A 22,834-nucleotide genomic window follows, 5' to 3' on the forward strand; every position below is an offset into this window, starting at 1 on the left:
ATTTATTTATAGATCCTCTTTTATCTTTTTCATCACTTTCTTTTCAATGCGCGATACAGTCATCTGGGATTTATTAATATACTCTGCCACTTCCTTTTGTGTTTTTCCCCGGAAAAACCGCTGTTCCACAATAATCCGTTCGACCGGATTAAGTGACTGAATTTTTTGCTTTAAAAGATCAATGTTCTCAACATTTTCCATGTTGTTATCCAGGTTTCCCAATAGATCCATCAGACTTACTTCCTGGCCATCCTGATTGCTTTCGTATTCCATTGATAGCGATTTGGGATAATAAGCATTGCTGCTTTCCATGGCTTTGATTATGCTTTCCTCTGATATTTCCAGATAAACGGCAATTTCGGAGATGGTTGGCGACCGCATCAGTTTATGTTCAAGGGTTGTCCGGGTTTGATTAATTTCACGGTTAAGATCCTGCACCTTCCTCGGTATGCGAATCAGCCACTCCCGATCCCGGTAATAACGTTTAATTTCGCCAATTATCGTTGGTGTCGCAAAGGTATCAAACTCATAGCCGCGACTGACATCAAAGCGCTCCACGGCATACATCAAGCCTAAACAGGCAACCTGGAAAATATCTTCATTATCGCCACTTTTATGCCCATACTTTCGTGATAGAATCTTTGGTATATAAAGATAATTCTCGATAATCAGGTCCCTTAATTCGCGATCCCTGGTCTCTTCGTACTCGGCAAATAACTTTTTAACATCTTCTTTACTGATTTTTCGCTCATACTTCATGGGTCGTCGATAGGTTCTTTATCATGGTAATTGAGGTTCCTGATCCTTGCTCACTAATAATCTCCACCCTATCCATTAGTGATTTGATGATAAATAAACCAAAACCACCTAGTTGCTTGCCGTTTAGATCCGGCATCGCCACAGTCTCAGGTTCAAAACCGACGCCTCGATCTGTTACTGTAAAGACCAATTTCTGATTCTCCACAACATAGGTCAAATCATAAGTCGTATCCGGGTTTTTACTATGGTTTAAGGCGTTTGTACAGGCCTCGGATACGGCAACTTTTAAATCTTCCACATCACCTATGGAAAAACCCATATTGTTTGCTACTGACGCAATTGTAAGACGTGCCAGACTGACATATTCTGGTTTTGTTGGCAGTGTCAGTTTTATACTATCCATTCTTCTTCCCCTTCTCGATTTGCTTAATTAACAGGATTGTCCACGATTTCAATTATTTTATCAACCCCTGTAAGAGCTAATAATTTTCTGATATTAGGCCGGGGATTCATCATAATAATCTTTTGACCCAATTCTTTTGTTTTATTGCGGAGTTCAATTAAAACACCCATACCAGTACTGTCCATATAGGATAACTCGGAACAATCCAGAATAATTTCCGGTGCCTGTGTCTTTATTTTTTCTTCAATGGTTTCTCTGAATTTTTCAATAGAATAAATATCGATTTCGCCCCTAATGCTGACCATATTTGTTTTTCCCATTTCAATTATGTTCTTACTGTTCATATAATCTCCATTTCACAATTAATCGCTATCCAAAACTAGACCCAATGAGGTGTTCACCGTCATTGGGCCTAGGGCTGTAATCCACGGCCTATACCTTATCTTTTCTATTCCTGTTTTGAAAAACTCCCAAGCCTCTTTTTAGCACCGATGCAGCTTTCACCACTGGATCAATCACATCCTGCTTAATCGTATTCAAGGCTACTTCAACCTCATCTACCATCAAACTGGACTTATCCACAATATGAGCTGTCGATTTGGTTATTTCATCGGCATTTTCCATCATACTGCGAAGCGCCAGACGATTGTCTTCCATCAGCTTGGTGGTTGTGTCAAAGGTTGCCGCCAAACTTTTAAACAGTTTCACTAAATAAACCGTTCCAACCACAAAGGCAACCCCCACTAATAACAGAGCTAATTCCCACAAGCTAAAATTTAACGTTATCATTTATTGTTCCAACCCTTACGCTTCTTCTTTATCTGCAGTTTCAGCTTCTTCAGTCAATTCTGCTTCTTCTTTTTCTAGGGCTTCCAGTTCTTCGTTTAAATCAGCAATATCCTGTTCAACTTCATCCTGAATTTCCTGAATTTTGCTTTCGATCTGGTTTTTGTATTCATTAACCCGTTCAGTAAATTGTTCTTGCATGTCCTGGAATTGTTCTTTGAGATTTTCACCATATTCCACGGCTTGATCATAGGCATTGCCCAGGGCTTCTTCTGTGCCTTCAGCTAATTTTTTTCGGGTTTGCTCTCCAGCGTCAGGGGCCAATAATACACCCAGTGTTCCGCCAATGATGGTTCCCAGAAAAAGTCCGCCAACAAAATATAATTTGTTACTGCTCATTTTAAATTCCTCCACTTTTCATTGTGATATTTACTACATTTTACCTCAAAAGACCCTTAATTAACAGTTATTTATTTATTTTTTATTTCAAAGAAACTATTCGCCAAATTTATCATTGATTAATTGTACCAATGCGTCTACTGCTTCAGTTTCATCCTCGCCTTCGGCCTGAATTTCAATGGTTGTTCCCTGGGATATTCCGCCAGCCATGATGCCCATAATACTTTTTGCATTAATTGAATTTCCTTCTTTAATCACAAATATTTTTGACTTGAACTTACCGGCAGTTTGAACAAACATTGACGCAGGTCGTGCGTGTAAACCTGTTGCATTTAAAACGGTGACTTCTTTTTTTATCATTGTAATTCCTCCTAATGTTTCTTATTCTATAAATTTATATTTAATTTTTTCATTGAGTCTTGAACAAAGTCTAATATTTCTTCGCCGGTTTCCATATTTAGAGCAGCATCAGCAATATCTTTCGCATCTTCATAACGGACATTGCGAATAATCTTTTTAATCTGGGGAATCGACAGGGCGCTCATGCTGAATTCATAAAGACCTAATCCTAACAGTAATACAGCTGCCAAAGGATCCCCAGCCATTTCGCCGCACATCCCGGTGAAAAAGTTGTCTCGCTTATCCGACGCTGCGGTGACCTGTTTAATCAGGCGTAAAATGGCCGGATTAAATGGATCATACAGGTAGGACACTTCCTGATTCATTCTGTCCACCGCCAGGGTATACTGACAGAGATCATTAGTACCGATGCTGAAGAAATCAACCTCTTTTGAAATAATATCAGCGGCAATGGCAGCCGATGGAATTTCGATCATCACTCCTACCTTGACAGCCTTGTCATATGGTAGCTGTTCTTCATCCAATTCTTTCATGCAATCCAAAAGGATCGCCTTCGCCTGCCTGACCTCGGTAATTGATGAAATCATCGGAAACATGATGTAGGCATGGCCATAAACACTGGCTCTTAAAATTGCTCTGAGCTGAATTTTGAACAAACCAATCTCTTTAAAACAAAGACGGATTGCCCGTAAACCCAAAAATGGATTCAGTTCTTCATCCATTGGCAAATATGGCAGTTTTTTATCGCCGCCAATATCCAGAGTACGAATTATTACCGGGCCGTTGGGAAAAGATTCCAAAACCGAACGGTAAGCAGCGAACTGCTTTTCTTCACTGGGCATCACATCGCTATTCATGTATAAAAACTCAGTTCGATAGAGTCCCACCCCGACGCCACCGTTCTTCAATACTCCAGCCACGTCATTGGGCTCACCGATATTTCCGACTAATTCGACTTTTCTGCCATCTAAAGTGATGGCATCCAAATCTTTGAGCTCTTCCAGTTCTTTCAAATAATTCTGGTATTTCAGTTTTTCTTTTTCATATGATTCTAACTGTTCACTCGTGGGATTAACGCACACCTTTCCGGTCAGTCCGTCAACAACCATCAAATCGCCTGTTTTGACAGTTTCAGTGATATCACCCAAGCCGAGCACCGCTGGTATTTCCAGGCTTCGTGCCATAATGGCGGTATGGGATGTTCGACTTCCAATATTGGTGGCAAAACCCATCACCCGTTTTTTATCCATTTGTGCCGTATCTGATGGAGTCAAATCGTCGGCAATAATAATTACATCTTCATCCAATTTGGACAAGTCTGCTTGGACAATCCCTAGAATATTCTGGAGTACCCGGGTACCTACGTCTTTAATATCGGCTGCCCGGGCGCTGAAATAGGGATCATCCATCTGATCAAAGATTTCATAAAACCGGTCCGTGACGATCTTAACCGCATAATCAGCACCCAGGTGATTGTCATTGATTTCTGCTTCGACACCTTCTACGAATTCCGGATCATCCAGAACCATGGCATGGGCTTCAAAGATTGCTCCTTCTTCTTCCCCAAGCTCACTGATGGCTTTTATGCGAATCGTCTCTAATTGTTCATGGCTTGTTTGTACCGCATTCTGAAATTTGACAATTTCGGTATCGGTATCTTCAACTTTATTCTTGTTTACTTCGATCAGGATCTTTTCGTAAACAAGTGCCTTAGCAATAACAATACCCGGTGATGCAATAATTCCTTCTTTTACAAACATCTTTAATTCTCCTTTATTTAAAGGTTAGCTCATTTCTTCCTTCAAAGGCTTTGATTAATGTGATTTCATCTGTATATTCAAGGTCCGCACCGATGGAGATACCCTTAGCCAAGCGGGTAACCTTGACGCCAAGCGGACTGATCAGATTTCCTAAATACATGGCTGTAGCTTCGCCTTCGACTGTCGCGTTTGTCGCCATGATGACCTCTTTAATATCGCTTTCGCCAATACGCAATAGTAGTTCTCGGGCTTTAATGTCCTGGGGACCAATCCCGTCAAGTGGTGAGATAGCGCCATGCAGGACATGATAAAGGCCGTTGTATTCCCGGGTTTTTTCAATTGCGAAAATATCCCGGCTGTTTTGGACCACACAAATGGTTTGCTGATCCCGCTTGGGATTCTCACAGATATCACAGATTTCTTTATCCGTGATGGTAAAACACTTCTGGCACAACACTATTTTTGATTTTGCTGACACTAATGCCTCGGATAGGCTTGAAATTTCTTCCTCTGAGAGATTGATAATATGAAATGCTAGTCGTTGAGCTGATTTTTCTCCGATACCTGGTAGTTTACCCAGCTCCAGAACCAACCGCTCAAGGGTTTTTGGGTAATAGCCCATTGTAACCTACATTAAACCCGGTATATTCATGCCACCGGTAATTTTCCCCATTTCAGCGTTGACCATATCCTCTGCTTTAACAATGGCTTCATTGACCGCCGCCAGTACCAGGTCTTCCAGCATTTCGATGTCATCTTCATCAATTACTTCCGGGTCAATCTTTATCGACAAAATGGTCTTTTTGCCGGTTGCCACTACTTTAACAGCTCCGCCGCCAGCTGTCGCTTCAACTTCACGCTCTTCCAGTTCTTCCTGCAATTTAGCCATATCTTGTTGCATTTTCTGCACTTGTTTCATCATATTATTCATGTTACCGCCGCCCATTCCGGCCGGCATTTTTCTTTTTGCCATTCTATCCTCCTATGGTTTTCAATTCTTAATAACTCCATTATTATAACACTAATAGTCGATGGATATCACTATCTTTTTAACCTAATTTTCAAGTTCATCCTCGGTTTTGATTACTTTGACCGCCTCATCGTTGACGATTCTCAGGGTTTTTTCGACTAGATCTAACTCATGGAAATTTTCTTCTTCTAATTTTATTGTGACGGTGACAGGTTTTCCCGTTTTCTGAAGCAGCGCCGTTTCAAAGCCTTTAATCAGCTCTGCTTTATTCACAAACTGATAGAAATTCTTGTTTTCCACAGAATAGACAATTGACAGATGTCCTTCATCCTCCAATTCCGGTTCGCCCCTTTTTAAAAACATCGCCTGACCGGAGTTCGTTTTTCCGATTTCATCGCAGAGAATTTTAAAAAACCTCATGCCATCATGCCTGCTGCTGGTTTTCACTTTTTTTTCTGACAATGGTTGGGCTTCTGCTTTATCTTGCTCCGCTAGTTCGACTCCAACTCTACTTTCTGACATCGCTTCTATGGTTTCAACACCTGGTACGAATCGATCCTCTTCCTGATCATCAAATTCATTTTCCAGCAGATGGCTATCAGAAAGCTGATTTTTGAGTTGGGGCTGGTTTTCTGTTATAACTGTTTTAATTGTCGGTTTACTTTGAGAATGCGTCGGCGAGAGTGGTTTAATCTCTTTTTTGGGGGAAACGGCTGTCGTTCTCGGGGGCGCTACAGTCATTTGATCTCCCAGACAAAGTTTTAATAGGGCCATTTCCACAATAATCCCCTGGAGGCTGCTGTATTTGAGTTTATTTTTTTCTTCAATGAGTTGGCTGATCATCTGGTATAATTGTTCAAATGTCAGTTCTCCACTTAATTTCTCATAGCCTGCAAAATCTTCAATGGTACAGAGCAAAATTTCTTTAGCTGTCTCTTTTGCTGTCTTTGTAATCAGTATGCCCCGCATAAATTCGATCAACTGATCCATCAATAAAATATTATCTTTACCATTACTGACCAGTTCTCTTAAGCTGGTTAATACCCCGGCACTATCATGAGAAACGATACGTTCCACCAAATCGAAAATGCTCTGTTTATCTGCCATACCTGTGAATGCCAGCAAATCACTGAAATTGACTCGTCCTGTTTCATCTTTCAGGTCGATGATCTGATCTAATAAACTAAGGGAATCTCTCATTGAGTTTTCGCCCCGGGTTGCTATAAAATCAAAGCTTTCGTCTGACATAGAGATCTGAATGTCTTGACAGATCTTTTTCATCTGTTCGATGATAAGAGCTTTGGGAATTGGCCGTATTTCATAGCGTTGACATCGGGACAATATCGTCACTGGACACTTATTGGGTTCTGTGGTGGCCAGTATAAATACTGCATGCTCGGGTGGTTCTTCAAGCGTTTTCAATAGAGCATTAAACGCTTCCTTGGTGAGCATATGGACTTCATCAATAATGTAAACCTTATATTTGCCTACTGTTGGGGGATATTTTATTCGTTCTCGAATTTCACGAATTTCATCCACGCCCCGATTAGATGCACCATCAATTTCGATGATGTCCATGACCCCTGGCCGATCTATTTTAAGACAAACCTCACATTGATTGCATGGATTTCCATCAACACCATTAGGACAATTAATGGCCTTTGCAAATATTTTTGCCAATGAGGTTTTTCCCGTTCCTCTGATCCCTGAAAAAAGGTAGGCGTGTCCGATCCGATTAAACTTGATTTGATTTTTCAGTATACGGGTTATACTGTCCTGACCGACCACCTCATCAAAGGTTTGCGGCCGATATTTTCGATAGAGCGCTAAATATGCCATTGTTCCCTCTTTATCCTGTACTTTAATGGTTTTATTATATTACAATCTTAATTAATTGTATAGCCAAAAGCATGCGTCAGCCACAGCATGACTAGTAAAAAAAGAAGCTCCTTTTTAAAAGGAACTTCCTAAACTTTTATAAAAGATGAAATGGCAGGTCTTTTTCTTTTTTAGCTTTTCTGGCCTGTTCTTTTTCGGCTTGCGCTTTCTGTCTTTTTTCAGCAATTTCTGCTCGCACTTTCTTTTCTTTTGCAATGGCCCGTTCAGTGGCTCTTGCCGTTAATTCTTGTAATTCTTTCGCTTTGTTTCTGATTTCATTGCGAAGACGTTTCTCCAACTCAATTTTATTTTTCGCTTTGTCTTCAGCTTCTTTAAGACGTGCAAGTTCTATTTTTTTTGCTTCTTCCTGTTCAGCTTTTAATTTGGCTGCTTCTTCAGCTTCTTTTTTTGCTTTAATTTCCGCCTGTTTTTTTACTTCTTGTTGTTTTTTTGCTTCTTCCAGCGCTTTTTTATTTTCAGCCGCTTTTTTTATTGCGACAGCATCATTCTGAACTTTTTTATGAACTTTTTCGATTAGATCCTTGGATTTTGCTGCTACAACTTTAGCCTTCTTTTCAGCTTCAGCTTTCGCCTCAGCTGCTTTTTGGGCAAGCTCTTTTGCTTTTGCTTCGGCTTCTTCAAACTCTGCATGAATTTTAGCTTCGGCTTCTTGTTTCGCTTTTGCTTCCGCAGCTGCTTTTGTCTTTGCTTCGGCTTCCTTTTTGGCTTTTACTTCTGCTGCTTGCTTTGCTTTAGCCTCTGCTTCTGCCTTCGCTTTGGCCTCTGCTTCTACCTTCGCTTTAGCTTCTGCTTCCGCCTTGGCTTTAGCTTCTGCTGCTGCCTTTACTTTAGCTGCTGCTGCCTTTACTTTGGCTTCTGCTTCCGCCTTTGCTTTAGCTTCTGCTGCTGCCTTGGCTTTAGCTTCTGCTTCCGCCTTGGCTTTAGCTTCTGCTGCTGCCTTTGCTTTGTCTTCAGCTGCAGCCTTCGCTTTGGCTTCTGCCTCTGCCTTCGCTTTTACTTCTGCTTCTGCCTTCGCTTTGGCTTCTGCTTCTGTCTTCGCTTTAGCTTCTGCCTCTTTCTTGGCTTTCGCTTCTGCTGCTTTCTTTGCTTTCGCTTCTGCCTTGGCTTCCACATCTGTTTTATCAGTTTTTGTTTCGTTAATTCCCTGGGGTTTGTTGTCACTCAAATCCTCGGCATTTTCCTCTTTACCTGTGATCACTCTGCCAACCTTTTTTATGAAATCATCCAATTTTCCCACTTCTTCATTCCCCACTTCACTTGAATTCGATGTATCCAAAGTATTTTGAATAGCAGTGTCTTTTAGTAATTGTGATTTAGGTTTACTTTTTCGAGCCATGACGATCTCCTTTTTAATGACGTAGTATCGTTCTATTTTTTATAAATGGCCTTGGAGCACTTATAAAAAATAGAAATCTTGTGTATAAAAAACAAATGACCGAAGCCATTTGTTTTTTATACATTTTAATTTTTTATCTTTTGTTAAAACAGGATCTTAGCAATATCCTTATGCGGAGATGCAATAACCGAATAACTCGTAATGAGATTCGACTCTGCCATCTCTGTTTGTGCCGTTTGAATGGCCATCTTAACAGAAGAAATTTCACCAGTGATTAATACAAAGCCTTTACCACCCAAGCCTCTAGCAATTCGAATTTCAAGGAGTTCTACGTTTGATGCTTTCGCACAAATATCTCCGATCAAAATTGATGAGATTGCATTAATCGTTTCAACAATACCAAGAGATTTCACATCACCAATTTCACCTGCACCTAACATGGCCGGTAAAACATCGGGGTGAATATTCGGTATAACGTGTGATTCTAACATATGGATACCACCCACATGTGCTCCATTCTTTATTGATGCTTCGACGGCGCCCACATCTCCAGCAATAATACTGACGTATTTTCCTGGGCATAAGGGTGATGCCATCAGCAGCTCAACATTTGCGGATTTCAGCATTTCATCAGTGGATTCTATACCAACTGGAATGCTCTTAAATTCCATAAAACCAACTGCTTTTTTCAAAATACCACTTCTTTCTATACTGTGAATGTTTATTTTTTTACCAGATACTTCAATTAAAGATTAAACTAAAATTAGTCCGCCTAAAATTACGAAGTTGATTGTTTGTGTAATGAAAATAGTTACTGCTGGAGGGTCGATATGGGTATCGCAATGACTGTTAAGAGTTTTTGCAGCCCATTCGCCTACGAAAGCTGTAAACATACCTGTGATTGCTGCGCCAATAATAGCAGCAAAAGGATTTAATGTAGCTGAGAATACGATTACTGCAGTTGAACCTGCAGGAAGGACAATATGATGCCATCCTTCAAAGTATACTCCACACATGATCAGGATCAGAGAAATTGCAGCGATAGAGAAACCAATAACTGGAGTCATTGAGAATAAGTAAGCTGCTTCAGCAACGCCATCTACTAATCCAAGGGTTCCTAATGTAGCAGCAACACCACCGATTAAGATACCAATACCAGCGCCGTAAGTAAGAACGAATCCTAAACGGCTTCCAGTTGAGATCCATTCGCGTTTTTCGCCTGCTGGTGTTTTTCCTGTCAGACCTGTTTTACCAAATACTAAACGTACAATAATACCAGAAAGCATTACAGTGAAAGCAACGGTGTCTGTCCAACCAGCAGCGCCTTCTCCAAGAATACCACTAAAGATCATTGGTCCAACCAGTGGTCCAACAATGTATTGAATCAAGAAACCAACCATACCGAAGATACCACCAACGATCAATACCATCGGATCGCCAAATTTTACAAGTGGAGTTACGATATCTTGACCATTTTCAATATGATTTCTTGTCATTGCAAACGCAGCACCGGCTACAGCACCAGCGAAGGCAACATGTGGACCAAACCAAGAACCAAAACTAATAATACCAATTGCAGGAGCTCCAAAATCTCCACCCATGATTGCCGCTAAAACGGTTAAACCGGTGAAAACAAAGGCTGTGATCCCGCCCATAAATGTGGCTAAGACGCCACCGCCAAATGCGGCGATTAACATTGTAAAGTCCATAATTATCCCCCTTAAAATATGATTTAGGACTCGATAGTGATTTTTTCACTATCCGCGGCTGAAATCCTACCGCTAATACTAGCAAAAACTTTTGAGCTCAGTTTACCCTCAGGGATATCCCCGATAAGTTGTCCTCGTTCCACATGATCTCCAACGTTTACAACTGCTACTGCAGGAGCACCTATATGTTGTGACAATAATAGGTTGACTTTAGAAAACGTCTTATCCGTTTCAACCATCGGGGCCGGAAGATCATACTTCGTCAGTCCCAATCGTGATACTAAACGGTAAACGTTAAACTGTTTGCCTTCTCTGAAGGGCACAGCTGATGTTGGTACATTGTGATGAGGATTTTTGATCCCTTTGCTTCCAAGTTCTCGCTTGAGCATGGTATTGAACTTCCAAGGTTGTAGGTCCATTACACATGCATATTGACATAAGCCACATTCACAGCATAGAAAAGCGTTTGTAGCTTGAGTGGACGTGTCGCAGGTTGAACCATAGGCGGCGATCCGCATTAATTTATGGGGTTCCAGGTTATGACCCAAAGCGTATCTCGGACATAGCTCAGTACAATAGTTACATTGCATACAAGCCATCCCTGCCATTTTCATGGTTTCCTTGATGGACTTTGTTTTAGAAATAATCAATGGATGATTTTTTGCTAAAACGATCAGTCCTTTGGTTGTTTTTGTAATCGTTGACTCTAAATCGACGATTTTTCCCATCATTGGTCCGCCGTTTATCACGACAAAATCTTCAATGGTTGTTCCTCCGGCTAATTCCAAAGCTTCACGAACCGTAATACCCAAAGGTACCTTTGTTGTAAGCTTATTCTTAACCTCGCCAGTTAGTGTCAAATATGTCTCTGTAACCGGTTTATTGTTTACCATTATATCATAAATGTTCAAAAGTGTCTCCACATTTATTACTAATGTATTAACATTTAACGGAATCCCGGCTTCAGGAACAATCCGACCTGTCGTTTCATAAACCAGAACCTGTTCATCTCCAGCAGGATAGAAATTTTTTAATAAATGCATTCTAATCTTTGGAAATGCCGCTAATTCTTTGTTTAATGCTTCAATAGCAGGTGTATATTTCTTCTTGAGGCCAATAATGCCTTCCTTTGCTTGTGTTTGATCCATAACAGCCTGAAGAGCTGTTAACATTTTAACAGCCTCCAGTGCCATCAGTTGTTGATCAACGCGCAATAGTGGTTCGCATTCTGCACCGTTGACAACTACTGTATCAACCGTACAATTTAATTTGACCTGGGTTGGAAACCCTGCCCCGCCAGCACCAACGATGCCAGCATTTTGTACCAATTCTACTAAATTTGCGCTCATGAACAACACCTCTATTATTTAATCGTAAATCCTCCTACTAATACACATCTTCTTTTACGAGTAAATGTCTTAGCAGATGTCAGACCTTCACCGGTCGGACCGGCAATGGTAAAGGTTGTATAACCTTCGCCGCCTACACCGATACCAGCGTATGAAGGACCGTTTTTAACAAAAATAGTGGTTTGCACTCTTTTTGCCATTTCAGTTAAGTTATTGATATTTGTTGAATGCATGATCGCAGTATGTCGGTTACCATGCTCAAGAGCTACCGCCAGGTCAATTCCTTCGGCAATGTTTTTTACCCGAACAATTGGAAGGATTGGCATCATCAACTCTTCAACCGCAAAGATATGATCTTTGCTGGTTTCCATAATGATTACCCGAACGGAGTCATCAACTTCAATGCCAATTCCTTTTAGAATTACTTTTGCACTTCTACCTACATAATCGCGGCTTAAACGACCACCAGGTATAACAAGTTCTTCTAATTCGGCAATTTTTTTGGCATCTTTGAGTTCATAAGCGCCATTTTTCTTCATGTTGAAGATCAGGTAGTCAGCGACTTGTTCAACAACAACAACTTCTTTTTCGGCGATACATGGCAAGTTATTATCGAAACAACAACCGTCAATAATATCTTTTCCAGCTTTTTCAATATCGGCTGTTTCATCAACCAATGCTGGGGGATTTCCCGCTCCGGCACCAATAGCTTTTTTTCCGCTTTGCAAGACCGTTTTAACAACCCCTGGACCACCGGTTGCACATAACAGAGTAATTTTAGGACTGGCAAACATGGTGTTCGCACTGTCAATAGTTGGCTCTGCTGTTGTAACGATCAGGTTTTCTGGGCCGCCAGCTTCTAAAATTGCTTTGTTGAGCAGTTTAACTGTTAAAGCGCTAGTTTTTTTAGCACTGGGATGTGGCGCAAATACGACTGTATTTCCTGCTGCCAGCATCCCGATTGAATTACAGATAACTGTTTCACTGGGGTTAGTTGAAGGTGAAACTGAACCAATTACGCCAAATGGAGATTGTTCAATTAAAGTTAAACCATCATCACCGGTAAATGCTTCAGCCACCAGATCTTCAACTCCTGGCGTTTTAACGGTCGCCAATTCGTGTTTTAAAAGTTTATGCTCATAATTTCCCATACCTGTTTCTTCAACAGCCATCTGGCAAATCATTTCCATATTCTCTTTTTTGAGCATTTCAGCTCGCATCGCGGCAATCAGTTTACTTCGATATGCCAAAGACTCTCTCATAAAAGATTTTTGAGCTGTAAAGGCTGCATCAATGGCATTTTCCATGTCATTAAAAATACCCAATTCTCCATCTTTGAGAGGCTTTCCGCCTTCTTCTGCACAATCAATTTCTGCCATTACTTTTTTTACAATATATTCTATACCTGTGGTATCTATATTCATACGAGGTACCTCCTGGATCGTGTTAATTTTTTGTCTTATTTTAGTGCGTCAAGTCCAGCTTGTGCAACAGTCATGTCTTCAGCAACACTTCCGCCGCTTACTCCGATACCGCCGATGATTTTATCCCCTTCGAAGATAGGGAAGCCGCCGCCAAAAACAACCATTCTCCCTTTATCGCAGGTCGCGATTCCAAAAAGTTGTCCTGATTCCTTGGCAAGATCAGCTGCCTGATCGGTGCCCATTTTTAGAGCAACTGCAGTATAAGCTTTATTGGTCGCAATATCCATACTAGCTAATAAAGAATCTTCCATCCGGTTAAATAATACGGTGTTGCCACTGGCATCGCAGATTACGATAACCATTGGTACATCAATTTCGATTGCTTTTGCAGCAGCCGCTTCCGCCATTTTCTTTGCCATATCTAATAATTTTCCAGTAGTCGTCATTTCTCTTCCTCCTGATTAATTAGTATTTTATAACACAGCTAAAGCACTCTTCGCAATGATCATATCTTCATCCACACTTCCGCCGCTAACGCCAATTCCACCAATCACTTCGCCATTATGTTTTAAGGGATAGCCGCCGCCAAATACAACCATGCGACCATTATTGGTCCATTGCAGGCCATACAGTGAGCCGTCCTCTTTTACCACATCGGCAACCTTGTCGGTGGACATTTTCAGTGCGTTGGCAGTATATGCCTTATTCACAGAAATATCAATGCTGACCATCAACGCATCTTCCATGCGTTCAAAGTAGGCTAAATTTCCGCCTGAGTCCACAACTGAAAAAACAATGGGAACATTGATTTCTTCTGCTTTAACTCTGGCTGCGGCAGCCATTTTCTTAGCGAGAGTGAGTAAAGAATAATCTTTTTCACAAGCTTCTCCATTAACGATGCCCGCCTGCGCAGTTTCCAACAGATTCAGCTTTTCTTTTACCCGGTCGACAATTTCTTTTACGAAACCATTAAACTCCACGGTCCGGGCCAAAACAAAAAGGGTATCCGACAGTCGGTTAACGAATTTTACTAATTCTGGTCGACTTTCTTCACTTTCGCGATTATATTTTACAATCAATCGCTCCCCCCGTCTGACAACGGTACGCGCAACATGAAGTGCTGCTGATGCCGGATTGGCACCAGGGATAATAAATGCTTTCTGGGGACCAATAATTGCTAAATACTGTTCCATCGTACATTCCATGTAATCAACATCGGCCTGCGAAATTTTATCTGCCAGCATCGTTTTGCCTTTTTCATCACTGGCAAGTTCAGCACCTAGAACAAAAATTCGTTTCTGTAAATAGTGTAGTATTTCTTTGATATCTTTATCTTCGCAAAGTGAATACGCTAAACCAATGGCCGAATTCGCTTCATCCATGGTTCCATATGCATCGACACGGATATTATCCTTCGGTGTACGACTGGATCCAAAAAGGCCGGTCTCACCTTTGTCCCCTCCTCGGGTATACACATTTGGCATTTCTTCACCCCACTACACAATCTGAATTTCATCAACAATGCCGACAATGGTCATATCAAGCGGAGCCATTTTATCACCATAGACATAACGGGCATTACTTCCCGATGTTACGATAACTGTTTCGCCAATACCTGCACCGACCGAGTCAACGGCAATTGCTGTAGAAGAACTTGAATATTTTTCAAATTCGCCATATTCATCAATTTTTTTAATAATCAGCAGCTTACATCCCACAAGATTTGGATCTTTTTGGGTTGATACTACGTTTCCGACTACTTTTGCTAACTGCATATATTCACCACCCTTATTAAATCCTGATAATCTGGAGCCCAAATTCCTTTGCAGCATCCGCAGCATAACCTGTTAAAATTGATCCAGATGGTATCTTAACCACATTCGATCCCCGGGCTTTTAAAATATCGACCCGTGAGATAACATTTTTATCAATCAGACACGTGCTGTTATTAACAGTTACGACCTGATTAGCTACTGGTTCTTTTCCGACTGGTGCCGCTGTTTTTTCAACGATTAAAGCATCCGCTTCTGTGGGGGTTCCACCAACACAAGTAGCATACAAGTCTTTGCCACTTACTAATTTCATTCCAAAATCGCGCAGTGTTTCAATATTGTTATTCAACATTTTTCGATACTTTGGAGACGATTTTCCCATCCCCAGTGATGCTCTCTGGGGATCATCCGGATTACAGGCATTGACTGCTGCTACCACCGGCGTACCGGCCATAAAACCGTGATTTATGAGGGATAACAAGACTGTATCGGTTATTCCCACAGCCAGTTTGGCTGCTGTATTCACGCTCATAGTTGCAATCACAAACATATCTGCCGATCCGTATAGCTCTTTTTGGCTTTTGATGTTGCCACTGTGATAAATCACGTCAAGATTCAATTCTTTTTGAATAGCAGCAGGATTTAACACCTTCATGCCATCATCAGAAAGAACAACTTTTAATTGCCAACCATCTTTTTGTAATTTCAACAGTGAATCCATCGACTCTTTAAAACCAATCGTAGCTCCCGTAAAGAAAACAACTGCTTTTTTAGGTTGATTTTTTATTCGCCTGACAACCTCGTCAACGATTTTTTGAATAAGTATATCCAACAAACCATTTTCGAGCATTTTCTCCATGTCCAAATTCTATCACCACATTTCTTACCTTTGACAATTAAAGGCTATCCCTAAGGGTGTTACCAATAATGGTTCTACTGGTTTAATGGTTTTGATGCCTGTTTCATCTTCAAATATTTTCTCAAAATCATCAAAGACACAAGCCCCGCCAACCACATAAATAACATCAACGTCGTACCCGACCACAAAGCGATTGACAATGGATGCCATCTTCTGTACCACGGGTTTGATAATTGGAAATATCTTTTTCTGTGATTCGTTCTTTTTAAGTTCCTCTGCTTCTTCAAAGCTTATATGATGAAAACCTGCCAGTACCAGACTCATATGTGTCCCTCCGGTCGCTTCATCGGCTGTGAAAATAACTTCACCATCTTTGAGAATACTGATTCCGGTGGTCCCACCCCCAACATCCACAACAGCACCATTTTGAATACCAAGAACGGTTGCTGCTGCAGTGGGTTCATCAACGACATTTGTTACCACAAAGTCGGCTGAATCAACCACGTTGGAAATAATCTTTGTATTCCCCGCCAGGATACCGGGAGGAATCGCTGTGGCGGCCTTGGCATATGTCAAGTCAATACCCAGGATCCCCTCAACCTCTCCTTTAAGTTTCCGTACGATTTGACTCGCTCCGAGATAATCAACAACAATCCCATCGCGAACAACAGACGCGCTTTGAGTAGCTCCGGCGATGGGACGATTGTTCTCATCAACCACTGCGATGACAATATTTGCAGTCCCGAGATCGACACCAACTTTCAGCTCACCGGTGTAAGCATTGGCTTTTTTACCTCGTATCAATTCTGCAAATTCCAATATTGCGTCGTTACCAGATTTCCAATCCATTATTTCACCTGTTTGGGATTATTTTTAGATAATCATCGTTGTTAAGTCCTGCTGCATTCGCTTCATCAGTATCCAGATGCATTTCATAGTCGAATTTATCAGATACTCGGGCTAGTACATTACAGAAAATCGTTTTTCGAACACCACTTGTTTCAACACAAACCCAGTCTTTATCTTTAATTCCAAGTTGCTCAGCTACATCTGTGGGCATGTGAATGTGTCTCAGTGCGACTATCACGCCTTGACTGAGTGTAACTGAACCGCATGGTCCTTCGAGTGTAATTCCGGGGGTGCCTTCTAGTTTCCCTGATTCACAAACCGGGGCTTTAATTCCAAGGGTTCTGGCATCAGTTAAAGATATTTCGATTTGACTTTCCGGTCTGGCAGGTCCTAAAATGCGAACCTTGTCAAAACTTCCTTTGGGTCCAATCACTTTAACCGATTCTTTTGCTGCATATTGTCCTGGCTGCTTTAAGTCTTTGATGTTAGTCAGCTCATAACCTTTGCCAAAAAGTGTTTCAATATCTTCCTGGGAAAGATGGATGTGTTTATTGGAAATACCCAAGACAACGCGATTCGGGCTGTCTTTTTCTTCCATCAATTTTTTAACGGTATTGATTACGATTTGTTCAATAACTTTTTTTTCGTCTGCATTCATATTTAACACCTTTTCTTCAAAAGATCACTTCTGTCTGAATCATTCAGCAGACTCCAGAGATTATTCTTCTGTAGTTTCTTCTGCTGTTTCTTCATTTTCTTCTATAATGACAACTTCAGCTTTTGGCTCAATTGGCGGTGTATAACCCACTGTCTGATTATTGTAAATTAATTTTTCTATTCCTTCACTGGGTCTGGCGATCACTTTGGTTCCCCAAACGCCCCGGCCCTTAGCACAAGCAGCCGTAGCCGCGTCAACCGCCGCTTTTACTGCGCCAATATCGCCAGCCACTTTGATGGTAGACATACCGTCGCCTTTACACGCTTCATAGCCAATCAGCCTGACATTTGCTGACTTGACTGCCGCATCGGCAGCTTCAATCGCTGTGGCCAACCCAATAGCTTCTATTAGGCCAATGGCCTCTCCTCTATTCAAATTAACCCCTCCTTACGACAGCTCAGTATTATCTAGATTCTTAAACGGCATTCTTTTTACCAGTCGTGCGGCATTGCTTCCAATTGCTCGTAGCGTGGCCTCGTCACTGTAGGATGGAATTTTAAAAATTGGATGATCCTCTTTTAATTTTATATAATGGAGCACCACTTCATTTTCGGTAATTCCGATTCCAACTCCAAGGTGGGATAGTTCCGCTCCTCTAAAAGCAAGCTCCACCGGATTGGTTTCTTCCAGTTCTTCGATGGAAAAAGGTACACCTTCTTCTTCGATTCCATGTAATACTTCGTCAACGACCTTTTGAAACGTAATATTTTTGCCATGTACAACTTTAATTTCTGGTTTTGGAGCATCGAAATCCATCCGCATCTTATTCACCTTCTTCGTAAGCAAGTACGAGACCGGTGGCTACTGCATTACGTGGACCCTCAACCCCTCTAATATTCGCCCGTCCTGAAACGATGCTGTACTTGGATAGGGCATCTGTTACTAACTGCGGAATCTCAAAATCTAGGGCTGATCCTCCGACTAAGGTAACAAATTCAATATCTCGGACGTTTCCGGTGGGGCTGACTCGTTCTAAAGAACGAATAGCATTTACAACAAATACTTTTGTTTTCGCTTCTCGACGCACTGCTCGAATACGTTCCAGTGAGTAGTTGCCCGGCATGGGCATCATTCCATTTGGTGTCAAAATGACAACCCGTGCAAAAGTTCTGGGATCAAGTGGTTTGTCAAAAAATTGAACGGTTCCATCTTCATGACGAATATGGAATAAGCTTTCAACCTTAGCTAACGGATATTTTTTGATATCTTCCGCCAGAGCCATGTTGTCATATCCTAACTCAGATGCGATGAGCAGTGTGACCATATTTCCGGCACCTGCTAAATGGATTGATTTGATTTCACCTGCCCTGTTAATAATTGCTGCATCTGTCGATCCTGCACCCATATCGATAATTGCTAAAGGCTTATTGCTTCCCGGTGTTGTTAATGCGCCGCGGATCGCCATATCGGCTTCCACTCCGCCCACTTCAACTTTTACACCCAGTTCAGCTTCCAATTCATGGGCAATCATATTCATTTGTAATTTATCGGCCTTAACCATGGCGGCAATACCAACGGCATTTTCCATGGAAAATTCTTCCGCAACCCCACCTTTAACTGATTGTGGTACGAAAGTATCAACGGCTAATAAATCCTGAATTTTTATTGCACTTGGTAGTTGATCTGTCAGGTTCGACATGACCTGTCTGACCTTTTCAAGCATTCCACCGGCATTAGTGCCAGCTTCTCCTTTAATATCTTCTACAGGAGCTACGGAACGTATTGCATCCATAATTTTTTCAGCACCATCATCCACATTAACCTGGGCTTTTTTGTTAGCACCCTGAATAATGATTTGGCCAGCCGGGATTTTTCTTTCTTTGACATCCCCTGCCGGCGTTTTGATAACAACTGCTGAACGATTTCCGATGAGGGCTCGTGATACAGGGACAACCTGCTTTGTCTCATCGGATGTTAAATCAAATACGGTTGCAATGCCGTATGGGTTTGATAGCTGTTCGACTACCGAACCTGGTGCGGCAACCTCAATGGCAGCGCGCATGTTTCTCGGCACCTTTTCAATCAGTGAAACTTCATCAACAATCGGAATTTTTTTGACAAGTCGGTTATTAATTAAAACGCCATCATCACGTTGGACAATGGCACCATTAATAAATATGCCGTTATTAACAGCATGGTTAATAATACGAGAAGAATCTTCAAAATCCACTTCTCTTGGGATAACAACGATAACTGACTCGCCCTTATCACAATTATTAACTTCTCTTATGTCTACGGTCACACCCACACCGATCCCCAATCCCCCTGGTGTAGAGGGATTGTGACCGATCATGGTTGATTCCGTAATAATTGTTTCCGTAATTGTTTCCATTGCTACATCCCCAATAACGGGAGCAGCTTCATTGATCCGGATTAAATCAACATTTTCTACGGTTAAACCAGCTTTTTCAAGGGCTTGCTTGAGAGAGGCGAAAACTCCATGAATATTTTGACGTGTACCCTTCATCCCCGTGGTATCAACGATACCGCTGCAAAGAAACTCAGGCTTTCCGTCGACATATCGGGCAAGAGCTGTTTCAGTACTTGCATTTCCAATATCTATTCCTGCAATAATCATATGTTAGTCCTCCCAACACTTCCTATTCTGCTAATTCTATAAGAATTCTTTCGATCTTTTTCGGTTGTAGTATACTTCAGCAGCTTCTGCTACTAAAGAAGCTGAAATTGGAGCGTTGTACTGATTTTTAAGTTCAGAAGCAATCGCCAATAATTCGTCTTTTGTAGATTTGTAAGGACGAAGGGCATTGTAGATTTCTAATAAACGAGCATCTGGAACAGCGATCAGTTCAGCAGCTCTTCTTAGGTTTCTAGCAAATGCATCACGTTTTACAGATTCAGCAACTTGAGCTTGCAGTTCAAGGGTTTCTGGTCTGATACGTAAATCTTCTGGTGTTAATTGGCCAGCTAATAATTTATCTAAGGTTAATTCTTTGTAAGCTTTTCCGGTAGCAGAGAAGATCAGTTCTGGTCTTTTATCTCCGATTGGATAATCAGCTTTCGTAACGGTTCCGCAAGCTGCTGGAGCTGGAGCTGCAGCGGTACTCATAGAACTCATAACTTGTTTAACGATTTGTTCCAACATTTGTTCTTGTGTCATTCTGGTCACCTCCACTTATACAAACGAAACTTGTTGTTCGACGGCTTTTTTACCGGCTTCAACATGTTCAGTTTCTTTAATATGTAATAAGGCTGCTTTTGCCTGGTAAGCTGGACGAGCCATTTGGTCGTTTCTTACTGGAACGGGTGCTGGGCTTTCGCCTTTAGCATATTTAGCAGCATTTTTCCCAATCATTCGATATGTTTCTAAATCGATCAATGGTGCTTGAGAAAATAATTCTAAGTTACTTAACTGTGGTAAATCTTTTTGGTGAATTAAGGAAGTACCTTTTGACTGTAAGCCAATGCCGATACCAGATCCAGACAGTTTAGCAGCAGTATGACCGCATACAGCAACGTCAGAACTTCTGTAAATTTTGATAACGCGGGCTTTTAAGCCTTCTTCTTCGATACCAGCGATAATTTCTTTAAGAACTTTATCGTGAGGAATTCCAGTGATTGTGACAGTTTGCGATTCTGCAAAAGCAGGAGCTAAACCGATCAGAACTTCATCACTTGCCATTCCTTGTTTTGCTTCTCCGATTGGAGAAAGTTTAACAGCGCCGGCAGCAGAAGCAGCTGGTGCAGAAGCTGGCGCAGCGCCAGTCATTTCTTTTAAGACATCTTCAATAATGCTTTTTAACATTTGTTCGTTTATAGCCATTTTTTTACACCCCTTCCTATATGCTTGCTGGGTCAACAGCCCATGGAATATCTTGGATTTGTGCCCATCTTTCATCACTGATTACATAACCAGTTTTTACTCCATGATAGGTATTTGGATAGTTAACTGCTGAAATACATTCCCATGTAGAGCTTAATTTAGAAGCAGTGTGTAAGTAGTCACCAGCACATTTCTGTAACTGAATGTTAAAGATCGATTCAGCAACATCTCTCATGCCGCCTCGGTCTAAAGCTTTAATAAAGTCAACTGCTGTTGCGCCACGACCCATTAAATCTTCAACAGATTTTAAGTCAGCGACAACATCACGGTCAGGCATATCTTGTGATCCACGAGCATAAGTAGCAGCTTCAACTTCAGCATCGGTGATTTCAGTCAAGCCTAATTCTCTGAATAAGATCTGCATTGCGCGAGCGCCTTTAGCACGAGCAGCAACAACTGTATCTTCATCAGCAGGTTGTAAACCGGCATCGATTTTTAAGTCACGTTGGATTACATTCCAATCATCATAATCATCTGCATCCCAGTTAGAGCCTGCAAACATATTATCATAGTTAGGTGTAGCAGAGTAACCAGAACAGATGTAATCAGTTCCTGGTACCATTTGCATTAATGAACGAGCAACTCGTCGTAAGTCAGAGTGAGTAAAGGTCTGGTCATTAGAAGAAGCACACTCTAAATCGAGGCATGCTGCCAATAAGTTTTCAGCCAATACTTCTCGGATACCGCCTGGTACACCAGCTGGAACACCGATACAAGAAACTGAACCATTCTGGCTTCCTTGTACGCCGGCACCCTTAGTGATGTATAAGCATCGAGCTTCAAGATAAAGCATTGATTTGCCTTCTGCATAACCCATTTGTACTTCTGATCCAGAACCAGATGTAAAACGCATTTTCAAACCACGGGAAGCGTAGCTTGATGCTAAGAAAGCTTTAGAGTATGGAGTATCATCACCATCCATGAAAACTGGTTCTGTACCATATACAGAAATAGTTTCAGCGTAAGCGGTGTAACCTTTCATACCAAGGTCAAGTTCGGTAGCTTCTTCAACAGCACATTGTGTTAAGATACCAGGACGACCAACATTTGCGCCAACCATGATAGCAAGAGCGTTAAATGGTGCGTAACGGCCGATACCTACTGTTGTTTCCATTTCATCAAATCCACGGATAGCAGCTTCTGCAGCATCAGCAGCGATTTGAACCATGTTATCTTTTACGTTAGTAACATGACATTGGTTAGAAGGCATTAAACGAGCTCGCATTTTACTTTGAGCCATCATCATTTCTAATACGGTCATGTGACCAAGTACTTCTGTTATTTTAGCAGGAGTGATCGAGGTAGTAATATCTACAACGATATCTCTTGGGACATTAATATCAACAAGCATATTAGCAATTTTTAAAGAATCCATTGCCATATATTCCTGGGCTTTTTCTAAACGGATCGCGTAGTTAGCAATGAAAGTATCAAGCATATCAAATTCAGCTCGTTTTTTTCCATCCAGTTCGACAACTACACCATTTTCAACAACCAGGCTTGGTGTTGGATCCTGAGGGCTGTTCATTGCAATTAGACCAACTTCTGGCCATTCTTTAACGAAACCATCCTTTTTGACTGGACGAGCTGCTAAAGCTTCAAATCTTTTTGACTTCATAGTCATTATTCCTCCTTCTTTCT

Annotated in this window: 27 protein-coding genes; all 27 read right to left on the minus strand. The window is 41.4% G+C overall.

What is annotated here, in order from left to right; translation table 11 throughout:
- Positions 1–6 precede the first annotated feature (6 nt).
- Positions 7–759: a SigB/SigF/SigG family RNA polymerase sigma factor gene (locus ABGU93_RS04385; protein WP_207725423.1), complete on the minus strand. Its 753-nt coding sequence runs from the start codon at positions 757–759 to the stop codon at positions 7–9.
- Positions 749–1,162 carry an ATP-binding protein gene (locus tag ABGU93_RS04390; protein ID WP_347412281.1) on the minus strand — a complete coding sequence of 138 codons (414 nt, stop codon included), beginning with the start codon at positions 1,160–1,162 and terminating at the stop codon, positions 749–751. The genes ABGU93_RS04385 and ABGU93_RS04390 overlap by 11 nt, the downstream gene beginning before the upstream one ends.
- 23 nt (positions 1,163–1,185) lie before the next feature.
- A complete protein-coding gene (locus tag ABGU93_RS04395; protein ID WP_347412282.1) occupies positions 1,186–1,506 on the minus strand; it encodes an STAS domain-containing protein in 321 nt (106 codons plus the stop codon).
- A gap of 88 nt (positions 1,507–1,594) precedes the next feature.
- A complete protein-coding gene (locus ABGU93_RS04400) occupies positions 1,595–1,951 on the minus strand; it encodes a DUF948 domain-containing protein (RefSeq protein ID WP_347412283.1) in 357 nt (118 codons plus the stop codon).
- A gap of 15 nt (positions 1,952–1,966) precedes the next feature.
- A complete protein-coding gene (locus tag ABGU93_RS04405) occupies positions 1,967–2,347 on the minus strand; it encodes a YtxH domain-containing protein (protein WP_347412284.1) in 381 nt (126 codons plus the stop codon).
- Positions 2,348–2,443: 96 nt separating this feature from the next.
- The gene (locus ABGU93_RS04410) at positions 2,444–2,707 is read right to left on the minus strand and encodes an HPr family phosphocarrier protein (protein ID WP_347412285.1); all 264 of its coding nucleotides are present in this window, start codon (positions 2,705–2,707) and stop codon (positions 2,444–2,446) included.
- Positions 2,708–2,733: 26 nt separating this feature from the next.
- A complete protein-coding gene (gene ptsP / locus ABGU93_RS04415; protein WP_347412286.1) occupies positions 2,734–4,467 on the minus strand; it encodes a phosphoenolpyruvate--protein phosphotransferase in 1,734 nt (577 codons plus the stop codon).
- A 13-nt stretch (positions 4,468–4,480) separates the two neighbouring features.
- A complete protein-coding gene (gene recR, locus ABGU93_RS04420) occupies positions 4,481–5,089 on the minus strand; it encodes a recombination mediator RecR (RefSeq protein WP_347412287.1) in 609 nt (202 codons plus the stop codon).
- Between the two features lie 6 nt (positions 5,090–5,095).
- Positions 5,096–5,440: a YbaB/EbfC family nucleoid-associated protein gene (locus tag ABGU93_RS04425; RefSeq protein ID WP_347412288.1), complete on the minus strand. Its 345-nt coding sequence runs from the start codon at positions 5,438–5,440 to the stop codon at positions 5,096–5,098.
- 81 nt (positions 5,441–5,521) lie between these two features.
- Entirely contained in the window at positions 5,522–7,276 is a 1,755-nt protein-coding gene (dnaX, locus tag ABGU93_RS04430) for a DNA polymerase III subunit gamma/tau (RefSeq protein ID WP_347412289.1), read from the minus strand.
- A 136-nt stretch (positions 7,277–7,412) separates the two neighbouring features.
- Positions 7,413–8,672 (minus strand): hypothetical protein, encoded by a 1,260-nt coding sequence (locus tag ABGU93_RS04435; RefSeq protein ID WP_347412290.1) that lies wholly within the window; start codon positions 8,670–8,672, stop codon positions 7,413–7,415.
- A 143-nt stretch (positions 8,673–8,815) separates the two neighbouring features.
- Positions 8,816–9,364, minus strand: coding sequence for a BMC domain-containing protein (locus tag ABGU93_RS04440; protein ID WP_026396043.1), 549 nt, complete (start codon positions 9,362–9,364; stop codon positions 8,816–8,818).
- 60 nt (positions 9,365–9,424) lie between these two features.
- A complete protein-coding gene (locus ABGU93_RS04445; RefSeq protein WP_347412291.1) occupies positions 9,425–10,381 on the minus strand; it encodes a hypothetical protein in 957 nt (318 codons plus the stop codon).
- 23 nt (positions 10,382–10,404) lie between these two features.
- Positions 10,405–11,730, minus strand: a complete 1,326-nt coding sequence (locus ABGU93_RS04450; RefSeq protein WP_347412292.1) for a 4Fe-4S dicluster domain-containing protein — start codon at positions 11,728–11,730, stop codon at positions 10,405–10,407.
- Between the two features lie 14 nt (positions 11,731–11,744).
- Positions 11,745–13,154: an aldehyde dehydrogenase family protein gene (locus tag ABGU93_RS04455; protein WP_347412293.1), complete on the minus strand. Its 1,410-nt coding sequence runs from the start codon at positions 13,152–13,154 to the stop codon at positions 11,745–11,747.
- 35 nt (positions 13,155–13,189) lie between these two features.
- Positions 13,190–13,600 carry a heme-binding protein gene (locus tag ABGU93_RS04460; protein WP_347412294.1) on the minus strand — a complete coding sequence of 137 codons (411 nt, stop codon included), beginning with the start codon at positions 13,598–13,600 and terminating at the stop codon, positions 13,190–13,192.
- 27 nt (positions 13,601–13,627) lie between these two features.
- Positions 13,628–14,638: a cob(I)yrinic acid a,c-diamide adenosyltransferase gene (locus tag ABGU93_RS04465; protein WP_347412295.1), complete on the minus strand. Its 1,011-nt coding sequence runs from the start codon at positions 14,636–14,638 to the stop codon at positions 13,628–13,630.
- A gap of 12 nt (positions 14,639–14,650) precedes the next feature.
- Positions 14,651–14,929, minus strand: coding sequence for a EutN/CcmL family microcompartment protein (locus ABGU93_RS04470; RefSeq protein ID WP_014356937.1), 279 nt, complete (start codon positions 14,927–14,929; stop codon positions 14,651–14,653).
- Positions 14,930–14,945: 16 nt separating this feature from the next.
- Positions 14,946–15,785 (minus strand): flavoprotein, encoded by an 840-nt coding sequence (locus ABGU93_RS04475; protein WP_347412296.1) that lies wholly within the window; start codon positions 15,783–15,785, stop codon positions 14,946–14,948.
- A 24-nt stretch (positions 15,786–15,809) separates the two neighbouring features.
- Positions 15,810–16,634: an ethanolamine utilization protein EutJ gene (gene eutJ / locus ABGU93_RS04480; protein WP_347412297.1), complete on the minus strand. Its 825-nt coding sequence runs from the start codon at positions 16,632–16,634 to the stop codon at positions 15,810–15,812.
- Positions 16,635–16,638: 4 nt separating this feature from the next.
- Positions 16,639–17,292 carry a phosphate propanoyltransferase gene (locus ABGU93_RS04485; protein WP_347412298.1) on the minus strand — a complete coding sequence of 218 codons (654 nt, stop codon included), beginning with the start codon at positions 17,290–17,292 and terminating at the stop codon, positions 16,639–16,641.
- A 60-nt stretch (positions 17,293–17,352) separates the two neighbouring features.
- On the minus strand, positions 17,353–17,727 hold the full coding sequence (locus ABGU93_RS04490) for a BMC domain-containing protein (protein ID WP_347412299.1): 375 nt from the start codon (positions 17,725–17,727) through the stop codon (positions 17,353–17,355).
- A gap of 12 nt (positions 17,728–17,739) precedes the next feature.
- Positions 17,740–18,114, minus strand: a complete 375-nt coding sequence (locus ABGU93_RS04495) for a glycerol dehydratase reactivase beta/small subunit family protein (protein ID WP_347412367.1) — start codon at positions 18,112–18,114, stop codon at positions 17,740–17,742.
- Position 18,115: 1 nt separating this feature from the next.
- Positions 18,116–19,930 (minus strand): diol dehydratase reactivase subunit alpha, encoded by a 1,815-nt coding sequence (locus tag ABGU93_RS04500; protein ID WP_347412300.1) that lies wholly within the window; start codon positions 19,928–19,930, stop codon positions 18,116–18,118.
- A gap of 36 nt (positions 19,931–19,966) precedes the next feature.
- The gene (locus ABGU93_RS04505; RefSeq protein WP_026396055.1) at positions 19,967–20,470 is read right to left on the minus strand and encodes a diol dehydratase small subunit; all 504 of its coding nucleotides are present in this window, start codon (positions 20,468–20,470) and stop codon (positions 19,967–19,969) included.
- Between the two features lie 15 nt (positions 20,471–20,485).
- On the minus strand, positions 20,486–21,133 hold the full coding sequence (locus tag ABGU93_RS04510; protein ID WP_347412301.1) for a propanediol/glycerol family dehydratase medium subunit: 648 nt from the start codon (positions 21,131–21,133) through the stop codon (positions 20,486–20,488).
- Positions 21,134–21,149: 16 nt separating this feature from the next.
- Positions 21,150–22,811, minus strand: a complete 1,662-nt coding sequence (locus ABGU93_RS04515) for a propanediol/glycerol family dehydratase large subunit (RefSeq protein WP_026396057.1) — start codon at positions 22,809–22,811, stop codon at positions 21,150–21,152.
- Positions 22,812–22,834: the final 23 nt, after the last annotated feature.

The sequence above is a fragment of the Acetobacterium sp. genome, from assembly GCF_039830195.1.
GTDB lineage: Bacteria > Bacillota > Clostridia > Eubacteriales > Eubacteriaceae > Acetobacterium.

Coding starts and splice junctions, on each gene's coding strand:
- ABGU93_RS04385 (WP_207725423.1), bottom strand. CDS start 759: ATGAAGTATGAGCGAAAAATCAGTAAAGAAGATGTTAAAAAGTTATTT.
- ABGU93_RS04390 (WP_347412281.1), bottom strand. CDS start 1,162: ATGGATAGTATAAAACTGACACTGCCAACAAAACCAGAATATGTCAGT.
- ABGU93_RS04395 (WP_347412282.1), bottom strand. CDS start 1,506: ATGAACAGTAAGAACATAATTGAAATGGGAAAAACAAATATGGTCAGC.
- ABGU93_RS04400 (WP_347412283.1), bottom strand. CDS start 1,951: ATGATAACGTTAAATTTTAGCTTGTGGGAATTAGCTCTGTTATTAGTG.
- ABGU93_RS04405 (WP_347412284.1), bottom strand. CDS start 2,347: ATGAGCAGTAACAAATTATATTTTGTTGGCGGACTTTTTCTGGGAACC.
- ABGU93_RS04410 (WP_347412285.1), bottom strand. CDS start 2,707: ATGATAAAAAAAGAAGTCACCGTTTTAAATGCAACAGGTTTACACGCA.
- ptsP (WP_347412286.1), bottom strand. CDS start 4,467: ATGTTTGTAAAAGAAGGAATTATTGCATCACCGGGTATTGTTATTGCT.
- recR (WP_347412287.1), bottom strand. CDS start 5,089: ATGGGCTATTACCCAAAAACCCTTGAGCGGTTGGTTCTGGAGCTGGGT.
- ABGU93_RS04425 (WP_347412288.1), bottom strand. CDS start 5,440: ATGGCAAAAAGAAAAATGCCGGCCGGAATGGGCGGCGGTAACATGAAT.
- dnaX (WP_347412289.1), bottom strand. CDS start 7,276: ATGGCATATTTAGCGCTCTATCGAAAATATCGGCCGCAAACCTTTGAT.
- ABGU93_RS04435 (WP_347412290.1), bottom strand. CDS start 8,672: ATGGCTCGAAAAAGTAAACCTAAATCACAATTACTAAAAGACACTGCT.
- ABGU93_RS04445 (WP_347412291.1), bottom strand. CDS start 10,381: ATGGACTTTACAATGTTAATCGCCGCATTTGGCGGTGGCGTCTTAGCC.
- ABGU93_RS04450 (WP_347412292.1), bottom strand. CDS start 11,730: ATGAGCGCAAATTTAGTAGAATTGGTACAAAATGCTGGCATCGTTGGT.
- ABGU93_RS04455 (WP_347412293.1), bottom strand. CDS start 13,154: ATGAATATAGATACCACAGGTATAGAATATATTGTAAAAAAAGTAATG.
- ABGU93_RS04460 (WP_347412294.1), bottom strand. CDS start 13,600: ATGACGACTACTGGAAAATTATTAGATATGGCAAAGAAAATGGCGGAA.
- ABGU93_RS04465 (WP_347412295.1), bottom strand. CDS start 14,638: ATGCCAAATGTGTATACCCGAGGAGGGGACAAAGGTGAGACCGGCCTT.
- ABGU93_RS04470 (WP_014356937.1), bottom strand. CDS start 14,929: ATGCAGTTAGCAAAAGTAGTCGGAAACGTAGTATCAACCCAAAAAGAT.
- ABGU93_RS04475 (WP_347412296.1), bottom strand. CDS start 15,785: ATGGAGAAAATGCTCGAAAATGGTTTGTTGGATATACTTATTCAAAAA.
- eutJ (WP_347412297.1), bottom strand. CDS start 16,634: ATGGATTGGAAATCTGGTAACGACGCAATATTGGAATTTGCAGAATTG.
- ABGU93_RS04485 (WP_347412298.1), bottom strand. CDS start 17,292: ATGAATGCAGACGAAAAAAAAGTTATTGAACAAATCGTAATCAATACC.
- ABGU93_RS04495 (WP_347412367.1), bottom strand. CDS start 18,114: ATGCGGATGGATTTCGATGCTCCAAAACCAGAAATTAAAGTTGTACAT.
- ABGU93_RS04500 (WP_347412300.1), bottom strand. CDS start 19,930: ATGATTATTGCAGGAATAGATATTGGAAATGCAAGTACTGAAACAGCT.
- ABGU93_RS04505 (WP_026396055.1), bottom strand. CDS start 20,470: ATGACACAAGAACAAATGTTGGAACAAATCGTTAAACAAGTTATGAGT.
- ABGU93_RS04510 (WP_347412301.1), bottom strand. CDS start 21,133: ATGGCTATAAACGAACAAATGTTAAAAAGCATTATTGAAGATGTCTTA.
- ABGU93_RS04515 (WP_026396057.1), bottom strand. CDS start 22,811: ATGAAGTCAAAAAGATTTGAAGCTTTAGCAGCTCGTCCAGTCAAAAAG.